This window comes from Desulfobacteraceae bacterium, assembly GCA_022340425.1.
Classification (GTDB): domain Bacteria; phylum Desulfobacterota; class Desulfobacteria; order Desulfobacterales; family JAABRJ01; genus JAABRJ01.
The window spans coordinates 1-15,003 of sequence record JAJDNY010000195.1 but is presented as its reverse complement, the minus strand read 5'-3'; the positions used below and the strand labels follow the sequence as shown (position 1 = coordinate 15,003).

12 protein-coding genes are annotated in these 15,003 nt (G+C 64.1%); 3 read left to right on the top strand and 9 right to left on the bottom strand.

Going from position 1 to position 15,003, the window contains the following annotated elements; translation table 11 throughout:
* The 3 genes from LJE63_16980 to LJE63_16970 form a co-directional block, all read right to left on the bottom strand.
* A partial coding sequence (locus tag LJE63_16980; protein MCG6908300.1) for a hypothetical protein occupies positions 1 to 433 on the bottom strand: 433 nt, incomplete at its 3' end.
* A gap of 151 nt (positions 434 to 584) precedes the next feature.
* The gene (locus tag LJE63_16975) at positions 585 to 1,184 is read right to left on the bottom strand and encodes a sel1 repeat family protein (GenBank protein MCG6908299.1); all 600 of its coding nucleotides are present in this window, start codon (positions 1,182 to 1,184) and stop codon (positions 585 to 587) included.
* 306 nt (positions 1,185 to 1,490) lie between these two features.
* On the bottom strand, positions 1,491 to 3,365 hold the full coding sequence (locus LJE63_16970; protein MCG6908298.1) for a GNAT family N-acetyltransferase: 1,875 nt from the start codon (positions 3,363 to 3,365) through the stop codon (positions 1,491 to 1,493).
* Positions 3,366 to 3,732: 367 nt separating this feature from the next.
* Between LJE63_16970 and LJE63_16965 the strand changes: the two genes are divergently transcribed.
* The 3 genes from LJE63_16965 to LJE63_16955 all read left to right on the top strand — a co-directional run bounded on the left by LJE63_16965 (position 3,733) and on the right by LJE63_16955 (position 7,637).
* Positions 3,733 to 4,527 carry a sulfite exporter TauE/SafE family protein gene (locus LJE63_16965; protein ID MCG6908297.1) on the top strand — a complete coding sequence of 265 codons (795 nt, stop codon included), beginning with the start codon at positions 3,733 to 3,735 and terminating at the stop codon, positions 4,525 to 4,527.
* A 25-nt stretch (positions 4,528 to 4,552) separates the two neighbouring features.
* Entirely contained in the window at positions 4,553 to 6,178 is a 1,626-nt protein-coding gene (gene ggt / locus LJE63_16960) for a gamma-glutamyltransferase (protein MCG6908296.1), read from the top strand.
* Between the two features lie 67 nt (positions 6,179 to 6,245).
* Positions 6,246 to 7,637, top strand: a complete 1,392-nt coding sequence (locus tag LJE63_16955; GenBank protein ID MCG6908295.1) for a glycerate kinase — start codon at positions 6,246 to 6,248, stop codon at positions 7,635 to 7,637.
* 41 nt (positions 7,638 to 7,678) lie between these two features.
* On the opposite strand, the gene LJE63_16950 is transcribed toward LJE63_16955, so the two are convergent.
* From LJE63_16950 to LJE63_16925, 6 genes are all read right to left on the bottom strand, one after another.
* Positions 7,679 to 8,881, bottom strand: coding sequence for a cation diffusion facilitator family transporter (locus tag LJE63_16950; GenBank protein MCG6908294.1), 1,203 nt, complete (start codon positions 8,879 to 8,881; stop codon positions 7,679 to 7,681).
* Positions 8,868 to 12,080 carry a response regulator gene (locus LJE63_16945; GenBank protein MCG6908293.1) on the bottom strand — a complete coding sequence of 1,071 codons (3,213 nt, stop codon included), beginning with the start codon at positions 12,078 to 12,080 and terminating at the stop codon, positions 8,868 to 8,870. Before LJE63_16945 ends, LJE63_16950 begins: the two co-directional genes overlap by 14 nt.
* 129 nt (positions 12,081 to 12,209) lie before the next feature.
* Positions 12,210 to 13,130 carry a universal stress protein gene (locus tag LJE63_16940; protein MCG6908292.1) on the bottom strand — a complete coding sequence of 307 codons (921 nt, stop codon included), beginning with the start codon at positions 13,128 to 13,130 and terminating at the stop codon, positions 12,210 to 12,212.
* On the bottom strand, positions 13,123 to 13,881 hold the full coding sequence (locus LJE63_16935) for an MBL fold metallo-hydrolase (GenBank protein MCG6908291.1): 759 nt from the start codon (positions 13,879 to 13,881) through the stop codon (positions 13,123 to 13,125). Before LJE63_16935 ends, LJE63_16940 begins: the two co-directional genes overlap by 8 nt.
* Positions 13,878 to 14,489, bottom strand: coding sequence for a uracil-DNA glycosylase (locus LJE63_16930; GenBank protein ID MCG6908290.1), 612 nt, complete (start codon positions 14,487 to 14,489; stop codon positions 13,878 to 13,880). The genes LJE63_16935 and LJE63_16930 overlap by 4 nt, the downstream gene beginning before the upstream one ends.
* A 42-nt stretch (positions 14,490 to 14,531) precedes the next feature.
* On the bottom strand, positions 14,532 to 14,777 hold the full coding sequence (locus tag LJE63_16925; protein MCG6908289.1) for a hypothetical protein: 246 nt from the start codon (positions 14,775 to 14,777) through the stop codon (positions 14,532 to 14,534).
* Positions 14,778 to 15,003 lie beyond the last annotated feature (226 nt).

The window sequence follows — 15,003 nt, the reverse complement described above, 5'->3', positions numbered from 1 at the left end:
CGGGCTTGTTTTGCAAATGATTGGTTCTGAGGGTGGCAAAGGAATCGACCCCGCCGGAAAAAAAGAAACCATTGCGATTTCTTTTGGGGGCAGCAGGCGCGCGACAGCCCGTGCGCGCTTCAATTTTCAGTGGGGCTCGGTTTTGGTTGCGGTAATACCAAAAGCGGATAATGGCCAGGGCCTCTTCAAGATTTACCTTTAGCTCAGGACAAATTTCGCCATCGATACTCACCCGGCGCTCCCCATAATGTTGGGCCGGAATGGCAGCTGCCACGAGAAATGCGTGGGGATTAAGGCTCAGGGTGTTGGCATTATCGGCATCGATTTCAAAAAACAGTTTATGATCGGGGCGACTGCAATCTTCCCATTGAACCGTTGCTTCAGCCCGGATGCGCTGATTGGACCGAATCAATTGAAAGGAATGAATTTTCATTTCTGTTCCTGGAACAGTTAAAGAAAATTATATTAATTTGTTTTGTACCATAAATTAACTTGATCGACACAGGAAAAACATATTTTACGTATTATTTTTTGAACCAAAAAAACGTGGTCTCCTGTGCCAGGAATCTTTACTACCTTGATGCTTAAGGGCTTTTTTGGGCATTGGCCTGGGTCTTGGCGTCCATCATGACGGACGGCAGCGGAAAACCGACGGCCGAGGCCCTGCGGTACCAGTATGCCGCCTGCTCGGGGTTGCGCTCACCCCCGTATCCCATCTGGTTCATGTAGCCCAGCATCATCATTGCAAACCCGTCCTCCTGGGCGGCCGCCTGGGCGAAGAGGGCCCGGCTGCGGGCATGGTCTTGGGCAACGCCGAAATCGTCGCTGTAGCAGTATGTGCCCAGCGCCCGCAGGGCCTCCAGATGGCCCTGGTCAGCGGACTTTTCCAGCAAGTCCAGGCCTTCGGCGGGCTGGCGGGGTACGCCGTCGCCGAAGAGCAGCATATGGCCGGCAATGTACTGGGCCTGGGCATGGCCGTCATCTGCGCACCGGAGGTAAAGGGCCAGCGCCGCCGGCCGCTGGTCCGCGTCGTAGAGCCGGTCGGCTTCCTCCCAGCAGGCGGCCGGGTCGGGGCTTTCAGTGCCGCTGACATCCCCTTGGCCGACCATCGAATTTTTACAGCCGCCCAAAAGCATCAGGCCCATGCAAATCCACAACAGCGGTTTTTTACATTTCACGCTCACCTGTCTATCCTCCAAGGAATCGGTGGGTTGCGCCGTCGCTTGCATCGGTGGGTCGAAACGTGGCACCGAAACCTGCCCTTGGGTCGGATGTCGCGCCCGCGGGTGGAATGCCCCGCTTGCCGTGCAAGTCGACCAAGTGGCCCAATTGTGATGGGAGCAATGGAACTTATATCGGATCTTGGCCCGGAAGCTTGACCGTCGTTGGGAAAAAAGGACGGCGCCGGAGCGGTCGGCGCCGGGTGCGGGGGATGTCCCAAAGCCCGCTTGCTGAAGGGGCCGCGGGATCCGCGGTGGCGCTTGCGGCTGTCAGGTTGGTGGGGCTTCGTCGTCGAAAGGGGCTTTGAGGGCGTAAACCCCCTGGAACAATCTGGCCTCCATGGTGCGGCTTTCCTTTTCCATGATGCGCAGCATGGCCTTGTTGGAGGCCAGGATTTCAGCGGTGAAGCCCCGGACGCCGCGCTCCCGTGCCAGACGCAGCAGCATCCGGTAGAGAAAGGTGGCGATGCCGTGCCCCTGGAAGCGCTCGTCGACCACGAAGGCGACCTCGGCAAAGCCGGTGGCGGGCTCCTGGATGAAACGCCCCTCGGCGATGATCTGCTCCTCCTCGGGGTCGCCGATCAGCCCGACGATGGACAGGATCTTGCGGTAGTCCACGTTTACGTAGGCCTGCATGCGGGCGTGGGGCATGCTTTTGACCGGTGCGAAATACCGGTAGTAGACGGCCCGCTCGGAAAAGCGGTAGAACAGGCGCCGCATTTCCCCCTCATCCGAGGGTTTGATGGCCCGGAAGCGGACATCCAGGCCGTCCTTGAAGGTGTGTCGCACGGCGATCTCGGACGGGTAGAGGTGGGCGCTTTCCTTCAGGAAAATCTGATCCGGGTAGAGGATCCTGGCCGCCTTGGCCTCCCGGAACAACCCTTCGCGGTCGTCGGGGTGCGCGATTTCGATCAGGGCTTGGGCCCGTTCGCGCAGGCTGCGCCATTTCAGCGGGGCGACGCCGTACTCGGTGGCGACCATGTTGACCGATTCACGCAGGTTGAGCTGGCTGGGGTAGTCCTTGATCGACAGCAGAATGTTGGGCCGGCCCTCGCGGTTGCGGCTGGGAAGGCCACAAACCGAACGGCCTCCAGGCGAGATCTCGGCGCCGACCACGAAATCGATGGTCTCGCCGGGTCCGACCGCCACCCGGGTGCTGCCCTCGTGGAGGGCGATCAAGCCCGAGAGGTCCACCTTGCGGACGTGAAAGATCCCGAAAAAGTTCGGGTTGCGGCCGATCTGGACCGGGTCGCAGACCGAGTCGATGCGCTGAAACTCGACGATCGGGTTTCGGTTCAGCCACTGCATCAATGCAGCCGTTCCCACAGCGTAGGAGGTCAGCGACTTGCCCCGGAAGCCCGCTTTGCGGCGGTTGGTGACGATCCCCTTCTTGACCAGATCCATCTGGGCGTCGGTGAAAAAGGGTGAGTGCAGCCCCAGGTCGCGCTTGCCGTCCAACTGCCGACTGAGGGCCTCGAACAGCGACCCGATGGAGAAGGTCAGGCAGTCGCCGTCCTCGATCAGGGCGGCAATGTTGGCCGCCACCTTCTCCATGATCGGGTCCACGGGCCAGTGCTCGAAATAGACCGGCGGGTCGGCCGCTTCCACCAGCAAGTCGAAATCCGCCACCGAGACGATCGTGTCACCCAGGGTGAAGGGGACCTGCGGGTTGATTTCGCCCACCACCAGGTCGGCCTTGGCCATGGCCTCGCGGGCCACATCGACCGCCACCCCCAGGCTGCTGTAGCCCAGTTCGTTGGGCGGCGTGATCTGTACGAAGGCCACCTCGATGGGCACCTGGCCGGATGCGATCACCCGCCGGATCTGGGAGTAGCGGCTGGGGATTAGGTCCACCAGCCCCTCGCTCAGGGCCTCGCGCGAGACCCATCCCGGGAAGAAGGTTTTCAGCCGGCACTTGTGGGCCCTCAGCGCGTCCAGGGAAATGTCGCTGCCGTGGCTGGCGATCTGGACCAGCTCCAGGTCTTTGAGGTTGTTGTCCTCGGAAGCCATCAGGCGCCGCACCAGGGTGCGCGGCTCGGCCACCCCGGTGCCTAAAAAAATGGACATGCCGGGACGGATGCGGGAGAGGACCTCGTCTACCGGAACGAGGCGCGAGAGCCAATCGGGTTGCGGGTGCGGTTGCATGCGCTGTTTTCCTTTGGCGGCCGGTTGGGGCGGCAGCCTGCGCCGGGGCGCGCTGCCTGCGGCGGGCGGGGTGGCGGGGTGGAGTTCCCGGGGGCCTCGGGCGACTTTGTTTGGCGGCGGATGTGAGTCCGACTTTAACCCAGGTGGGCCGGGATTGCAAACCCCATTTGCCGTCGGCCACCGGGGGGCACGGTTGGGAGGCCTGATCGGGGGCTGTCGCGGGGAGTTGGCAACGCCCTTGTTCGCGCGCGGCAGGCGTGTTATGGGCTGGACCGGTGCCATCCCGACGGTCGCACTCAAGGCTGGTCAAAACCGTTGAGACCCCGGCGGACCAGAGTTCTTTTCAAGGGAAAAAGGGAGCAGCCAAATGGTTTCAGTTCTGGTAATGTACGCCGCGGTCGGTGCGGTAGCCGGGGTCTTGGCGGGCCTGCTGGGGATCGGCGGGGGGCTGGTGATCGTGCCGATGCTGGTCTACTGCCTGACCCTCCAGGGGGTCCCGGGCGAGATCATCATGCACCTGGCCTTGGGCACCTCCATGGCCAGCATCATGTTCACCGCGGTTTCCAGCTTCTGGTCGCACCACCGGCGCGGGGCCGTGAAGTGGCTCGTGGTGCAGCGCATCGTCCTGGGGATCCTGGTGGGCACCTTTCTGGGCGCCTGCTTCGCGGCCCAGCTCTCGACGCGCTTTCTCAAGGTCTTTTTCGTGGTGTTTCTCTACTACGTGGCCCTCCAGATGCTGCTCGGCAAAAAACCCAAGCCTAGCCGCCAACTGCCGGGGCGGCTGGGGATGTTCGGGGTGGGCAACGTCATCGGCGTTTTTTCCAGCCTGGTGGGCATCGGCGGCGGGACGCTGTCGGTGCCCTTCATGGTCTGGTGCAACATCCCGCTGCACCAGGCCATCGGCACCTCGGCGGCCATCGGGTTTCCCATCGCAGTGGCCGGAACCCTGGGCTACATCACCGGCGGCTGGGCGGCGGAGGTGCCTCCCCGCTCGCTGGGCTACGTCTACCTGCCGGCCCTGCTGGGGATCATCGTCACCAGCGTCTTGACCGCCCCGCTGGGGGTGCGCCTGGCCCACAGCCTGCCGGTGGACCGGCTCAAGCGGGTCTTTGCCGTGCTGCTGCTGCTGGTGGCCACGCGGATGCTGATCAGCGCCCTGTGAGGGCCCAACACCCGAGGAGCGTGACATGCAATTCAGGTTCAACCGCAAAAGGGAGTGGGCCAGCGCCGCCCAGCGGTCGGTCAGCATGGCCTGCGGGGCGATGGTGGCAAGTAGCCAACCCCTGGCCAGCCTGAGTGGCTGCCGGGTGCTGGCCTCGGGCGGCAACGCGGTGGATGCCGCCGTTGCCATGGCCGCGACCCTGTGCGCGGTGGAACCCTATTCGGTGGGTATCGGCGGGGACAGCTTCGCCCTTTTCGCCTTCGACCACGGTCGGCGGCTGGTGGGCATGAACGGCAGCGGGCGTGCCCCGCGCAAGGCCACCCTGGCGGGTATGCGGGCTGCCGGCCACACCCGCATGCCCCAGACCGGAATGCTGTCGGTGACGGTGCCCGGGGCGCTCAGGGCGTGGTCGGATGCGTTGGAACGCTACGGCCGCCTGACGCTGGGTGATGTCTTGCAGGACGCCATCCGCTACGCCGCAGAAGGGGCGCCGGTAAGCGAGGTGATTGCCGGCGAGTGGGGCGAGGCGACCGGGCTGCTGGCCGCCCACGAGAGTTCGGCGCGGACCTTTTTGCCCAAGGGTCAGGCGCCGCGCCCCGGCCAGGTGTTCAAAAACCCGGATCTGGCCGAGAGTCTGCGCAAGATCGCCGCCGGCGGGGCACAGGTCTTCTACGGGGGCGAGATCGGCGAGGCGATCGCGGCCTTTTCGGCCCAAAACGGCGGGCTGCTCGATCTCGCGGACCTGACCGATCACCGCACCACCTGGATGGACCCCATCGCCCTGGACTACCGCGGCTACACCGTCTGCGAGCTGCCGCCCAACGGGCAGGGGGTCACCGCCCTGGAGATCCTGAACATCCTTCAAGGCTACGATCTGTCCGCCTTGGGCCACAACAGCGCCGAGCACCTGCACCGCCTGATCGAGGCGGTCAAGATCGCCTTCAGCAACCGGGACCGCTTCGTGACCGATCCCGACTTCGCCAGCGCGCCGGTGGACTGCCTGCTCTCCGCCGCCTACGCCCGGCGCTGCCGCCAGCGCATCCGCCCGGATGCCGCCATGGCGCCGCCGCCGCCCGGTTTCGCCTTCGCCTCCTCCGAAACGGTCTACCTGGCCGCCATGGACGCCGAGGGCAATGCGGCCTCGTTTGTCAGCAGCATCTTCACCCCCTTCGGCTCGGGGATGGTGGTGACCGGCACCGGGATCGCGCTGCAGAACCGGGCCAGCGCCTTTTCCCTGGACCCCGCCCACCCCAACCGCCTGGCCCCCGCCAAGCGCCCGCTGCACACCATCATCCCGGGAATGCTGCTCAAGGACGGAAGCGCCCTGATGGCCTTCGGGGTCATGGGCGGGGACATGCAGCCTCAGGGGCATGTGCAGCTGCTCTGCAACCTGATCGATTTCGGTCTGAACCCCCAGGAGGCAGTGGATGCGCCCCGTATTCGGCGCCTGCAGGGCCGCACGGTCTACTGCGAGGAGGGCATCGCCCCGGCGGTCGTGGAGCGGCTGGAGCGCCTGGGGCACGTCATCGACCGCAGCGCGACCCCGGTCAACAAGGTTGGCGGGGCTCAGCTGGTTTACCGCGACCCCCGCAGCGGTATGCTGTGGGGGGCCTCCGACCGGCGCAAGGACGGGTGTGCCATCGGGTTTTGACGGCTTTGGGGTGGGCATGCCCGCCGCCGGGGCAAGGGGGTTGGCGCAGGACGGAAAGGAGGTGCGGATGTCAGAGAACGGTCAGACCAGATCCGGGACGAACGCGTCGGTGCCTTCGCCCGCGGGTGGGCGGCGGCAGACCCTGCGATCCCATGCGCGGGCTATTTTTGAAGCCGGCCTGGCGGCGGTGGACCCCCAAACCTGCATCCGGCGCGCCCTGCGCCTGGAGGGCGGGCGCCTGCTGGCGGGGGGGCAGGATGTGGCCCTGCCTGCAGCGGGGCGCGTGCTGGTGGTCGGCGCGGGCAAGGCCTCGGCCCTGATGGCGCGGGCCGTCGAAGAACTTTTGGGGCCCCGCGTTTGGGGTGGGCTGGTGGTGGTCAAATACGGCCACGGGGCCGCCTTGGACCGCGTCCAGATCCGGGAGGCCGGCCACCCGCTGCCCGACGATGCCGGGCGGGCGGGGGCGGCCGCGGTTTTTGACCTGGCCCGCCAGGCCGGCGCCGGGGACCTGGTCCTGTGCCTGATCTCCGGCGGCGGCTCGGCGCTCCTGCCGCTGCCGGTGGAGGGCATCGATCTCAAAGCCAAGCAGGCGACCACGGAGCTGCTGCTGGCCTCGGGGGCCACGATCCACGAGGTCAACGCCGTCCGCAAACACCTCTCGCGAATCAAGGGCGGCGGGCTGGCGCGGGCGGCGGCGCCCGCCCGGGTGGTGGCGCTGATTCTCTCCGATGTTGTGGGCGACGATCTGGACGTGATCGCATCGGGTCCCACCGCGGCCGACCCCACCACCTTCGGCGATGGCCTGCGGATCCTGCGCCGCTACGGCCTGCTGGCCAAGGTGCCGCCCGCGGTCCGGCGCCATTTGAAGCGCGGTGCAGCCGGTGAGGCGGCCGAAACCCCCAAGCCGGGGGATCCGGTGTTTGAAAGGGTTCGCAACCTGCTGGTGGGCGGCAACCGCGATGCGCTCCTGGCCGCGGCCGCAAAGGGTCGGGCGCTGGGCTACAACACCGTTGTGCTTTCTTCGATGCTGGAGGGCGAGGCCCGTGAGGCGGGGCGCTTTATCAGCCGGATCGCGCGCGAAGCCCGCCACTCCGGCAACCCGGCGCCGCCGCCGGCCTGCATCCTGTGCGGCGGCGAGACCACCGTCACGGTCAGGGGCGGCGGCCGCGGGGGCCGCAACACGGAGCTGGCCCTGGCCGCAGCCCTGGATATCGCCGGCGAAGACGGCCTCATGGTGCTCAGCGCAGGCACCGACGGCAGCGACGGGCCCACCGATGCGGCGGGCGCCTTTGCCGACTGGAAGACCCTGGCGCGGGCCCAGGAGGCCGGTTTGGACCCCGCCCGGTTCCTGGACGAAAACGACTCCTACCGCTTTTTCGACCGCCTGGGGGACCTGCTCAAAACTGGCCCCACGCGCACCAACGTGATGGACCTGCAGATCGCGCTGGCGGCCTGCTGAAGGCCGCCGGCGACCTTTTTCCTCTCCGCCGCAGTCCCCGATCACCCCTCCGCGCGGTTTTCCGCGTCTGCCAGCCCCAACTCCACCAAGGCCGCCTGGGGTGTGTCCGCCCGGGTTTGAAAACTGTCCACCGCCGCGTTGGAGAAGACGTAGAAGGGGCCTTTGCCGGCGAAGCTCTCCCGGGTGATCACGGCGTCGACGCCGTGTTGGATCAAAAATTCCGCCACCCGGATGCCCTTGCCGTGTTTGACATGGGTGAAGGGGTTGACCAGGATCTCATGCGCAACCGGCTTGCGCTCCCGGATACCGACCGTGACCAGCGCAAAACAGGGGGCATCGCCGAAGTGCTCGGAAATCCGCTCTTCGCGCGCATCCTGCAGGGGCAGGGCGTACACCAGGGAAGCTTTCCGGATCGGCGCGTAGTGGATCAGCACCCGGTCCACGTTTTTGATCTTTTCGGAAATGTTGGCCGCGATTCGGTTGGCGATAAATGCGGCCTTGTCCAGCTCGTGGGCTTTGAGCCGGATATCGGCCTCGATAAACTTATAGCGGCCGGAGTTGCGCCCCGTGAGGTGCTCGATGGCCGTCACCCGCGGTTCCGCCAGAATCAGCTTCTCGGCCTGCCTCAGGGTGGCGTAGTCCAGGGAGGCGTCCAGGAGCACGCGGATGCCGTCGCCGAGGATTTTGCCGCCGGCCCAGACGATGATCGCCACAACGATAAACGCGCTGATACGGTCCAGCGGAAGACCCGCCAGACTACCCGCAAGCCCCGCCAGGACCGCGGCTCCGGCAAACATATCGACCCCGATGTGCTTGGCGTCCGCCACCAGACTCGGGGAGTTGATCGCTTTGCCGACCCGGGTGGCGTAGGCCGAGTAGGCAAATGCGACCCCCATGGCGCACAGCACGCTGGCCGCCGTGGCCGGTACGTTGCGCAGCTCTGCTGCGCCCCCGTGGATGGCTTCCCGGCCGATTTCGTAGCCGGCGTAAAGAATCGCCAGGGCCACAGCCACCGCGGCCAGGTTTTCGACCTTGTAGAGCCCGTAGGGAAAGGAACGGGTTTTGCGCTTGGCGATGAACAGGCCGCCCAAAACCGTGGTGGAGGCCACGACGTCCGAGAGCGAATGAAAGGCGTCGGCTTTGAGGGCGATGCTGCCGGAGAGTCCCGCAAAAAAGTACTTGATGGCGAACAGCAGGAGGTTGACCCCGATGGCCAGCAGGGCCACCTTTTCACCTTTCTCCATCGCGTCCCTCCCCTTGGGTTGGGTCCGCGAGATCGCCGGCGATCCCCTTGAGGGTTTTCAGGGCCTTGTCGTAGTCATAGGCGGCGATCTGGTTGGCGAGATTCTGGAACCGGGTGCTGTCCAGGTGCCGCCCCAGGGCCTGCAGGTGGGGTTCGATGGCCTCCGGGTCTGCCATTTCGAGGGCCGTGGCCAGCTTGGCCAGCAGTGGCCGGAGCTGCTGCGGGTCGATCGGCGCCCTTGGTGCCGGTGTGCCGCGGCTCTGACCCGCAAGCTGTTGCAGGGAGTCCAACACCTGCTGCAAGGCGTTTTTCAGCCGCTGGATGACCCCTGCGTCCGGGGCCTGGTCCCGGCACTGGGTTTCAAGCGCCTGGGCGGCGTCCTTGAGCGCCGTCGCGCCAATATTGCCGGCGCTGCCGTTTAAGCGGTGCGCCAGCTGCTGCAGACTTGGCCAGTCCTGGTGCGCCAGGGCGGCATCCAGCCGGTCGAGAATGTCGGCATTGTCCCGGGCAAAGCCCAGCAGAATGCGCCGGAAAGAAGCCGGGTCGATGGAGAGATTTTCCAGGGCTTCCCCAATCTGGATTCCCGGCAGCGCCGGCGGCAGCTCACCCTTGGGTCCGGCAGGGGCGGGGACCGCCTCGCTGGGGGGTGCCCCGGTGCTGCGGGGGGCGAACCCCTCGGGGCCGGCCTGGTCTTTGACGGCTTTCCACAGGGTGTGGAACAGCCGGTCCTGCTGGATGGGTTTGGCGATATAATCGTCCATCCCCGCGGCCAGGCACTTTTCATCGTCGCCTTTCATGGCGTGGGCCGTCATGGCGATAACGGGCAGGCTGCTGAAGCGCGGCTCGCGACGGATCCGGCGGGTGGCCTCGTAGCCGTCCATCCGGGGCATCTGGATGTCCATCAGGACTGCGTCGTAGGGCGCCCGTTGCAGCGCCGCCAGCGCCTCCTCGCCGTTGGCGGCGATCTCCACGTGGATGCCCGCCCCCTCCAGGACGGCCTGCGCCACCTGCTGGTTGGTGGGGTTGTCCTCCACCACCAGAACGCGGCAGCCCTTGAGGCGGGTTTTGTAGATCGAGGCCATGGTGGTGATCGACGCCTGGTTCCGCACCTCGCGCAACCCGTGCTGGCCGAAGGCGTCCATGATGGCGTTGAAAAGAGTCGAGGGGTAGACGGGTTTGGTGAGAAATGTGGTGATGCCGGCCTTTTGGGCGTCTTGGCGTTCGTTTTCACGGCCGAAGGCCGTCATCATGATGATGGGTAGCGTGAGCTTCAGGTCGCTGCGAATTCTGCGGGCGGTTTCGATGCCGTCCAGTTCGGGCATCAGCCAATCCAGGATCACCAGTTCGAAGGGGTCCGGGCGGGAGCGGTTGTGGGTTAGAAGCCTCAGCCCCGCCGGGCCCGAGGAGACCGTTTCGACCTTGAAGCCGAAGGAGTCCAGCGTCTTTTGCATGATGCTGCGGCTGGCCGCGCAGTCGTCGACCACCAGAACGCTGATCCCCTGAACTTCCACCGGCGGGGTGCGCCGGATTTCGCGCTCGGCCGGCTGCGGCTTAAAAGGCAGGCTGAAGCTGAAGGTACTGCCCTTGCCGGGCTGGCTTTCCACCTGAATCGTGCCGCCCATCAGGTCCACCAGCTGCTTGCAGATGCACAACCCCAGCCCGGCGCCCTCGTATTTGCGGGCGATGGAGGCGTCGGCCTGGCTGAAGGGTTCGAACAGCTTGGGCAGGTATTCCGGGGCGATGCCCACGCCGCTGTCTTTAACGAAAAAGGTCAGCTGCACCTCCTCGGGCAACGGCTGCGGGGGGTGGGTGCCCACCAGGATGATCCCGCCGGAGGGGGTGAATTTGACGGCGTTGTCCACCAGGTTTTTAAAAATTTGCTGCAGGCGCAAGGGGTCGCCCACCAGGGCCCGGGGCGTTTGGGGGTCCAGATCGACCAGCAGCTCGATCCCCTTTTCGCCGGCCTTGGGACCAAACAGGTCGGTTACCCGGTCGAGGACATTCTCCAGTCTGAAAGGCCGCGACTCCAGATCGAGCTTGCCGGCCTCGATTTTCGAAAAGTCCAGGATGTCGTTGATGATCCCCAGCAGAGAATAGGCCGAGGCGGAGATGATCTTCAGGTAATGTTCCAGCTTGGGCGAGAGCTCCTCGCTCAGGGCCAGGTCGGTGGCGGCGATCACCCCGTTCATGGGGGTTCGGATTTCATGGCTCATGTTGGCCAGAAATTCGCTTTTGGCCCGGGTGGCGGCCTCGGCCGCCTCCTTGGCTTCGATCAATTTGCGCTCCACCAGCTTGCGTTCGCTGATGTCCCGCAGGATGCCGATGGCGTTCCAGCGGCCCTTGAGTTTGACGGCCGAAACCGACAGCTCGATGGGGAATTCCTCACCGTCTTTGCGAAGTGCCGAGAGCTCCAGGGTCTGACCGATGACGGGGCCCTCGCCGCTGGCTTGGAAGGCTTTGAAGCCCTGCCGATAGCGCTCCCTGAAGCGCTCCGGGGCCAGCCACAAGTGCAGTTCGCGGCCCAGGGCCTCCTCCTGGCTGTAGCCCAGGACCTTTTCGGCCGCCTGGTTCCAGAAGGAGATGCGTCCCTCGCTGTCCATCATGATGATGGCGTCCTGGGCCGAGGAGCTGATCTTGCGGAATTTTTCCTCGCTCTCCTGGAGCGCCGCCACCGCCTCGTTGCGCGCCGCCTCGACCTCGATCCCGTGCAGAGCAAAGCCGATGTCCTCGGCGACTTCGCTGAAGAGGGCCTGCTCTTCCGCATCCTGGGTCAACTCGCGGGGGATCGAAACCGAGAGAAACCCGTAAATCCGGCCGGCATGGGCCAGGCGCACGGTCATCGCCCCGCGGCCGCTGTACTTGCGCGCCAGCGAGCAGTCCGGGCAGTCCACCAGCGGGTTCGCGGTGACCACTACACCGGTCCGCGCCAGCGCCAAGTGGCCGCAGCGGGTCAATTCGCCCTGTTCCAGCTGCGCCACCAGCCCCTGGAAATCCGATCCCAAACCGGCCTGAACGGCCTTCAAAAAACCCCCGGAGGGATCCAGGAGAACGATCCAGGCGTTGTGATAGCCGCGGTTTTCGATCAGGTTGTCGCAGACCCCCTGCAACAGACGATCCGGATCCTTCTCGCGGGTGATGAGCTCATCGACCCGCCGGATGGCGCGCAGCACAAGGTTGAGATGTTCGATTCTCTTTTTCACGGACGCCCTTCTGGGTGGGGGGCCTGAACTTAGGCCATTGCGGCGGGGGCAAGCGCCGCCGACAGCCCGGCATTTTTGCGGCCGCCTGCTCATCGGCCCCGAGGCCGGTACTGGCTTGAAACGCTCTCTTTAAACCGTCATGCCCCGAAGCGCTTTGGGATCCGTAACGACAACCACCGGGCATTCCGCCCGCAGGCTGACGTCCGCGACCGCGCTGCCCACATGCCATTTGGGCCCCTTTTCTTTGGTGTGCGAGCCCATGGCAATCAGCTGGATGTCTTTATCCAGGGCGAATTTGAGGATTTCCGAACAAGGCTCACGACCTTCGGCCAGGTGCGTTTCATATGGAATGTTGTCGGGGATGCCTCCGCAAAATTTTTCAAGCTTTTCCCTCAATTCCCCAGCGGCCGCAGGAACTGTCGACGGCAGGGCCTCATCCGCTGCGGGGAGTGTGCCCGCATGAAAGATGAAAAGCCTGGAACCGAAAAGATGCACCAATTTTTTTGCGAATTCCAGCGCGTGCCGGCAGGAGTCGGAAAAATCGACACAGACCATCACGTTTTTGAAGTTCAAACGGTCTTCTGGAACGGGACGCTGGATGATCATCACCGGGCAGCGTTCATGGGTGATGACCCCCTGCAGCGTGCTGCCGATGCTGCCCCTTGCCCTGACCACCCCCTTTTGTTCGGCCTCACCGGTGTGGGGGCCTAAAATGATGAGCGCAGCTCCTTTATCCCTTGCGCGTTTCAGGATCTCTTCCCAAGGGTATCCCAGTGCGATTTCGATCTCATGGGCCTTACATTTTTTTAGAACACTTTCGCAATTTCGATCAAGCGCTTCTTTAACGGTCTGTTGATATTCAGGGGTTGCGAGGATTTCTTCGCCGGTTTGAAAATCCGTGACAAAATTCCGATAAACCGAAGACGTGGATTCAAGAACATGCAGAATGTAAAGCGTCGCCCGCTCCCGGGCCGCAATCGCTGCGGCCGTTCTGACCTTGGCATCACAAAAAGATAGGTTGTCGGTCGCCACCAGGATTTTTTCAAACATGGTCCCCCCTTTTTAAATTGATCACGCTGCCTGCACCAATATCCACATAATAGCGATTATAGGCGTTTTTGAACAGGCGTCTGGCCGTATTTCCCGAACAGTGGCAGGGGCCGACAGACGTCACGTTCAGTTTTTTGAAAGCGTTGATGATTTCCACCAGTTTGTTTTCACCCAGACCCCCCAGATGAAATCCGCCCATCACAAGATAAACATCGGAACCGAGAATGGCTTTGGCTGCCGCCACGATATTCACAATCCCGGGATGGGCGCAGCCCGTTATCAGGACCGTTCCCTTCTCGGTCGGGATCATCAGGGACTGCTCTTTGATCCAGGTGCCCAGCTCCCCGGTGGTGTAAACGCCGTCGTCGATCTTCGTGGCCGCCCGCAGGGCTTGGGCCCTGATGCCGCTTCGGTTCAGCGCAGCGCTGAACTTGGCCGGAAACGAGGCCGGATGACAGACTGTGGCGTGTTTGTTTTTTTGAAGCAGTTGCGTCAGGCCGCCGGTGTGGTCGCCGTGGAAATGGGAGAGAAAAATCACCCCGATTTCTCCGGGATCGATCCCCAGTCGCCCCAGATTGCCCAACAGGATCGTGCCGCTGCCACCCGTATCAAAGAGAACGGGCCGCGGGGTGCCTGTGATCAGGCAGGCAAACCCCCAGTCGGGGGCTATGCCGGGCGCCCCCGGGTTGTTGTCGTAGACCACGGTGATGCGCAATTTTTGGATTGGAATCTTCACGGGGCGAGTTGTCATGGCGGCCGCGTCCTTTTTGGGGTCTTGATCACATCGGCAAAAATTTCCCCCAGCAGGCGGTAGTTGCGAATCATCACCGCTTTGATGGCCGGGTTGTAGAGGACCGCTGCGGGGTGCTGCAGCGGCAGGAGGATGGTGTCGCCCACCGCCACCCGCCGGCCGTAGATGCTGCTGAATTCCGCTTTCGGCGGCAGGGCCAGGCCATACCTGCCAAAAAGGAAGCGGGTCGCAAAAAAACCCAGCGATGCCACCACGGTCGGGCGGATCAAGGCGAGTTCGCCCTCCAGCCAACGGTTGCAGCTGGCGATCTCGTCGGCCTTGGGCCGCCGGTATTTGGGCAGCATGCACTTGACGAGGTTCGTCATGTAAACCGCCTCGCGGTCGATGGCCGCCGATTGCAGCAGTTCGTCGAGCACATGGCCGGAAGGTCCGATGAACATTCGGCCCTGGCGGTCCTCCACCCTCCCGGGTGCCTGGGCCACCAGCAGAAGGTCCGCATCCGGCGGACCCTCCCCGCACAGGGCGTGGATGCGGGTTTCGGCCAGCCTGCAGCGGGTGCAGCCGCGGATGGCTTGATTCAGGGTTTTCAGGGAATCCTGCACTCCCATGGGAGGTCAGCCTTGCGTTTCGGGCGTGACGTGTTTTTTTGTTTACAGCCGGGGGTCGACGTGCCCGGGGCCCCCGCACTCCGGAAGGTAGCAGGTGACGTTCCTGAATTCGCATTTTTGACCGCACTGCGGACATGTCACGGGGGTTTTGGAGGCGGTGACGAGAAAGCCGCAGTGCCCGCATTTCCAGTAGGTCAGTCCGCACTTTGGACAAATATCCCCGACAAATTTCCCCGAGGATTCGTAACCGCAGTGGGCGCAGGTGTATTTTTGAGGGTCGCCGGCCATTTGGAGTGTCCTCCTTTTTAAAGTTTTCATGGGGCCTAAGGACTGTCCGGTTTTACGGTGAATCCGCCGTGTGACAGCCGCGCACCGCACTTTCGGTGCGGTATTTGCGAGTCTGCGGACGGGAAGCGTGTTTCCGCAGGCTTCAAAGGCCGAGGGCAACTATAGCCCCACACCCTCAATTCTCTGGCCGCACTCGGGGCAGCGGCCTTGTTGCAGCCGGTTACGG

Coding starts and splice junctions, on each gene's coding strand:
- ggt (MCG6908296.1), top strand. CDS start 4,553: ATGCAATTCAGGTTCAACCGCAAAAGGGAGTGGGCCAGCGCCGCCCAG.
- LJE63_16940 (MCG6908292.1), bottom strand. CDS start 13,130: ATGTTTGAAAAAATCCTGGTGGCGACCGACAACCTATCTTTTTGTGAT.
- LJE63_16935 (MCG6908291.1), bottom strand. CDS start 13,881: ATGACAACTCGCCCCGTGAAGATTCCAATCCAAAAATTGCGCATCACC.
- LJE63_16965 (MCG6908297.1), top strand. CDS start 3,733: ATGGTTTCAGTTCTGGTAATGTACGCCGCGGTCGGTGCGGTAGCCGGG.
- LJE63_16970 (MCG6908298.1), bottom strand. CDS start 3,365: ATGCAACCGCACCCGCAACCCGATTGGCTCTCGCGCCTCGTTCCGGTA.
- LJE63_16950 (MCG6908294.1), bottom strand. CDS start 8,881: ATGGAGAAAGGTGAAAAGGTGGCCCTGCTGGCCATCGGGGTCAACCTC.
- LJE63_16925 (MCG6908289.1), bottom strand. CDS start 14,777: ATGGCCGGCGACCCTCAAAAATACACCTGCGCCCACTGCGGTTACGAA.
- LJE63_16955 (MCG6908295.1), top strand. CDS start 6,246: ATGTCAGAGAACGGTCAGACCAGATCCGGGACGAACGCGTCGGTGCCT.
- LJE63_16930 (MCG6908290.1), bottom strand. CDS start 14,489: ATGGGAGTGCAGGATTCCCTGAAAACCCTGAATCAAGCCATCCGCGGC.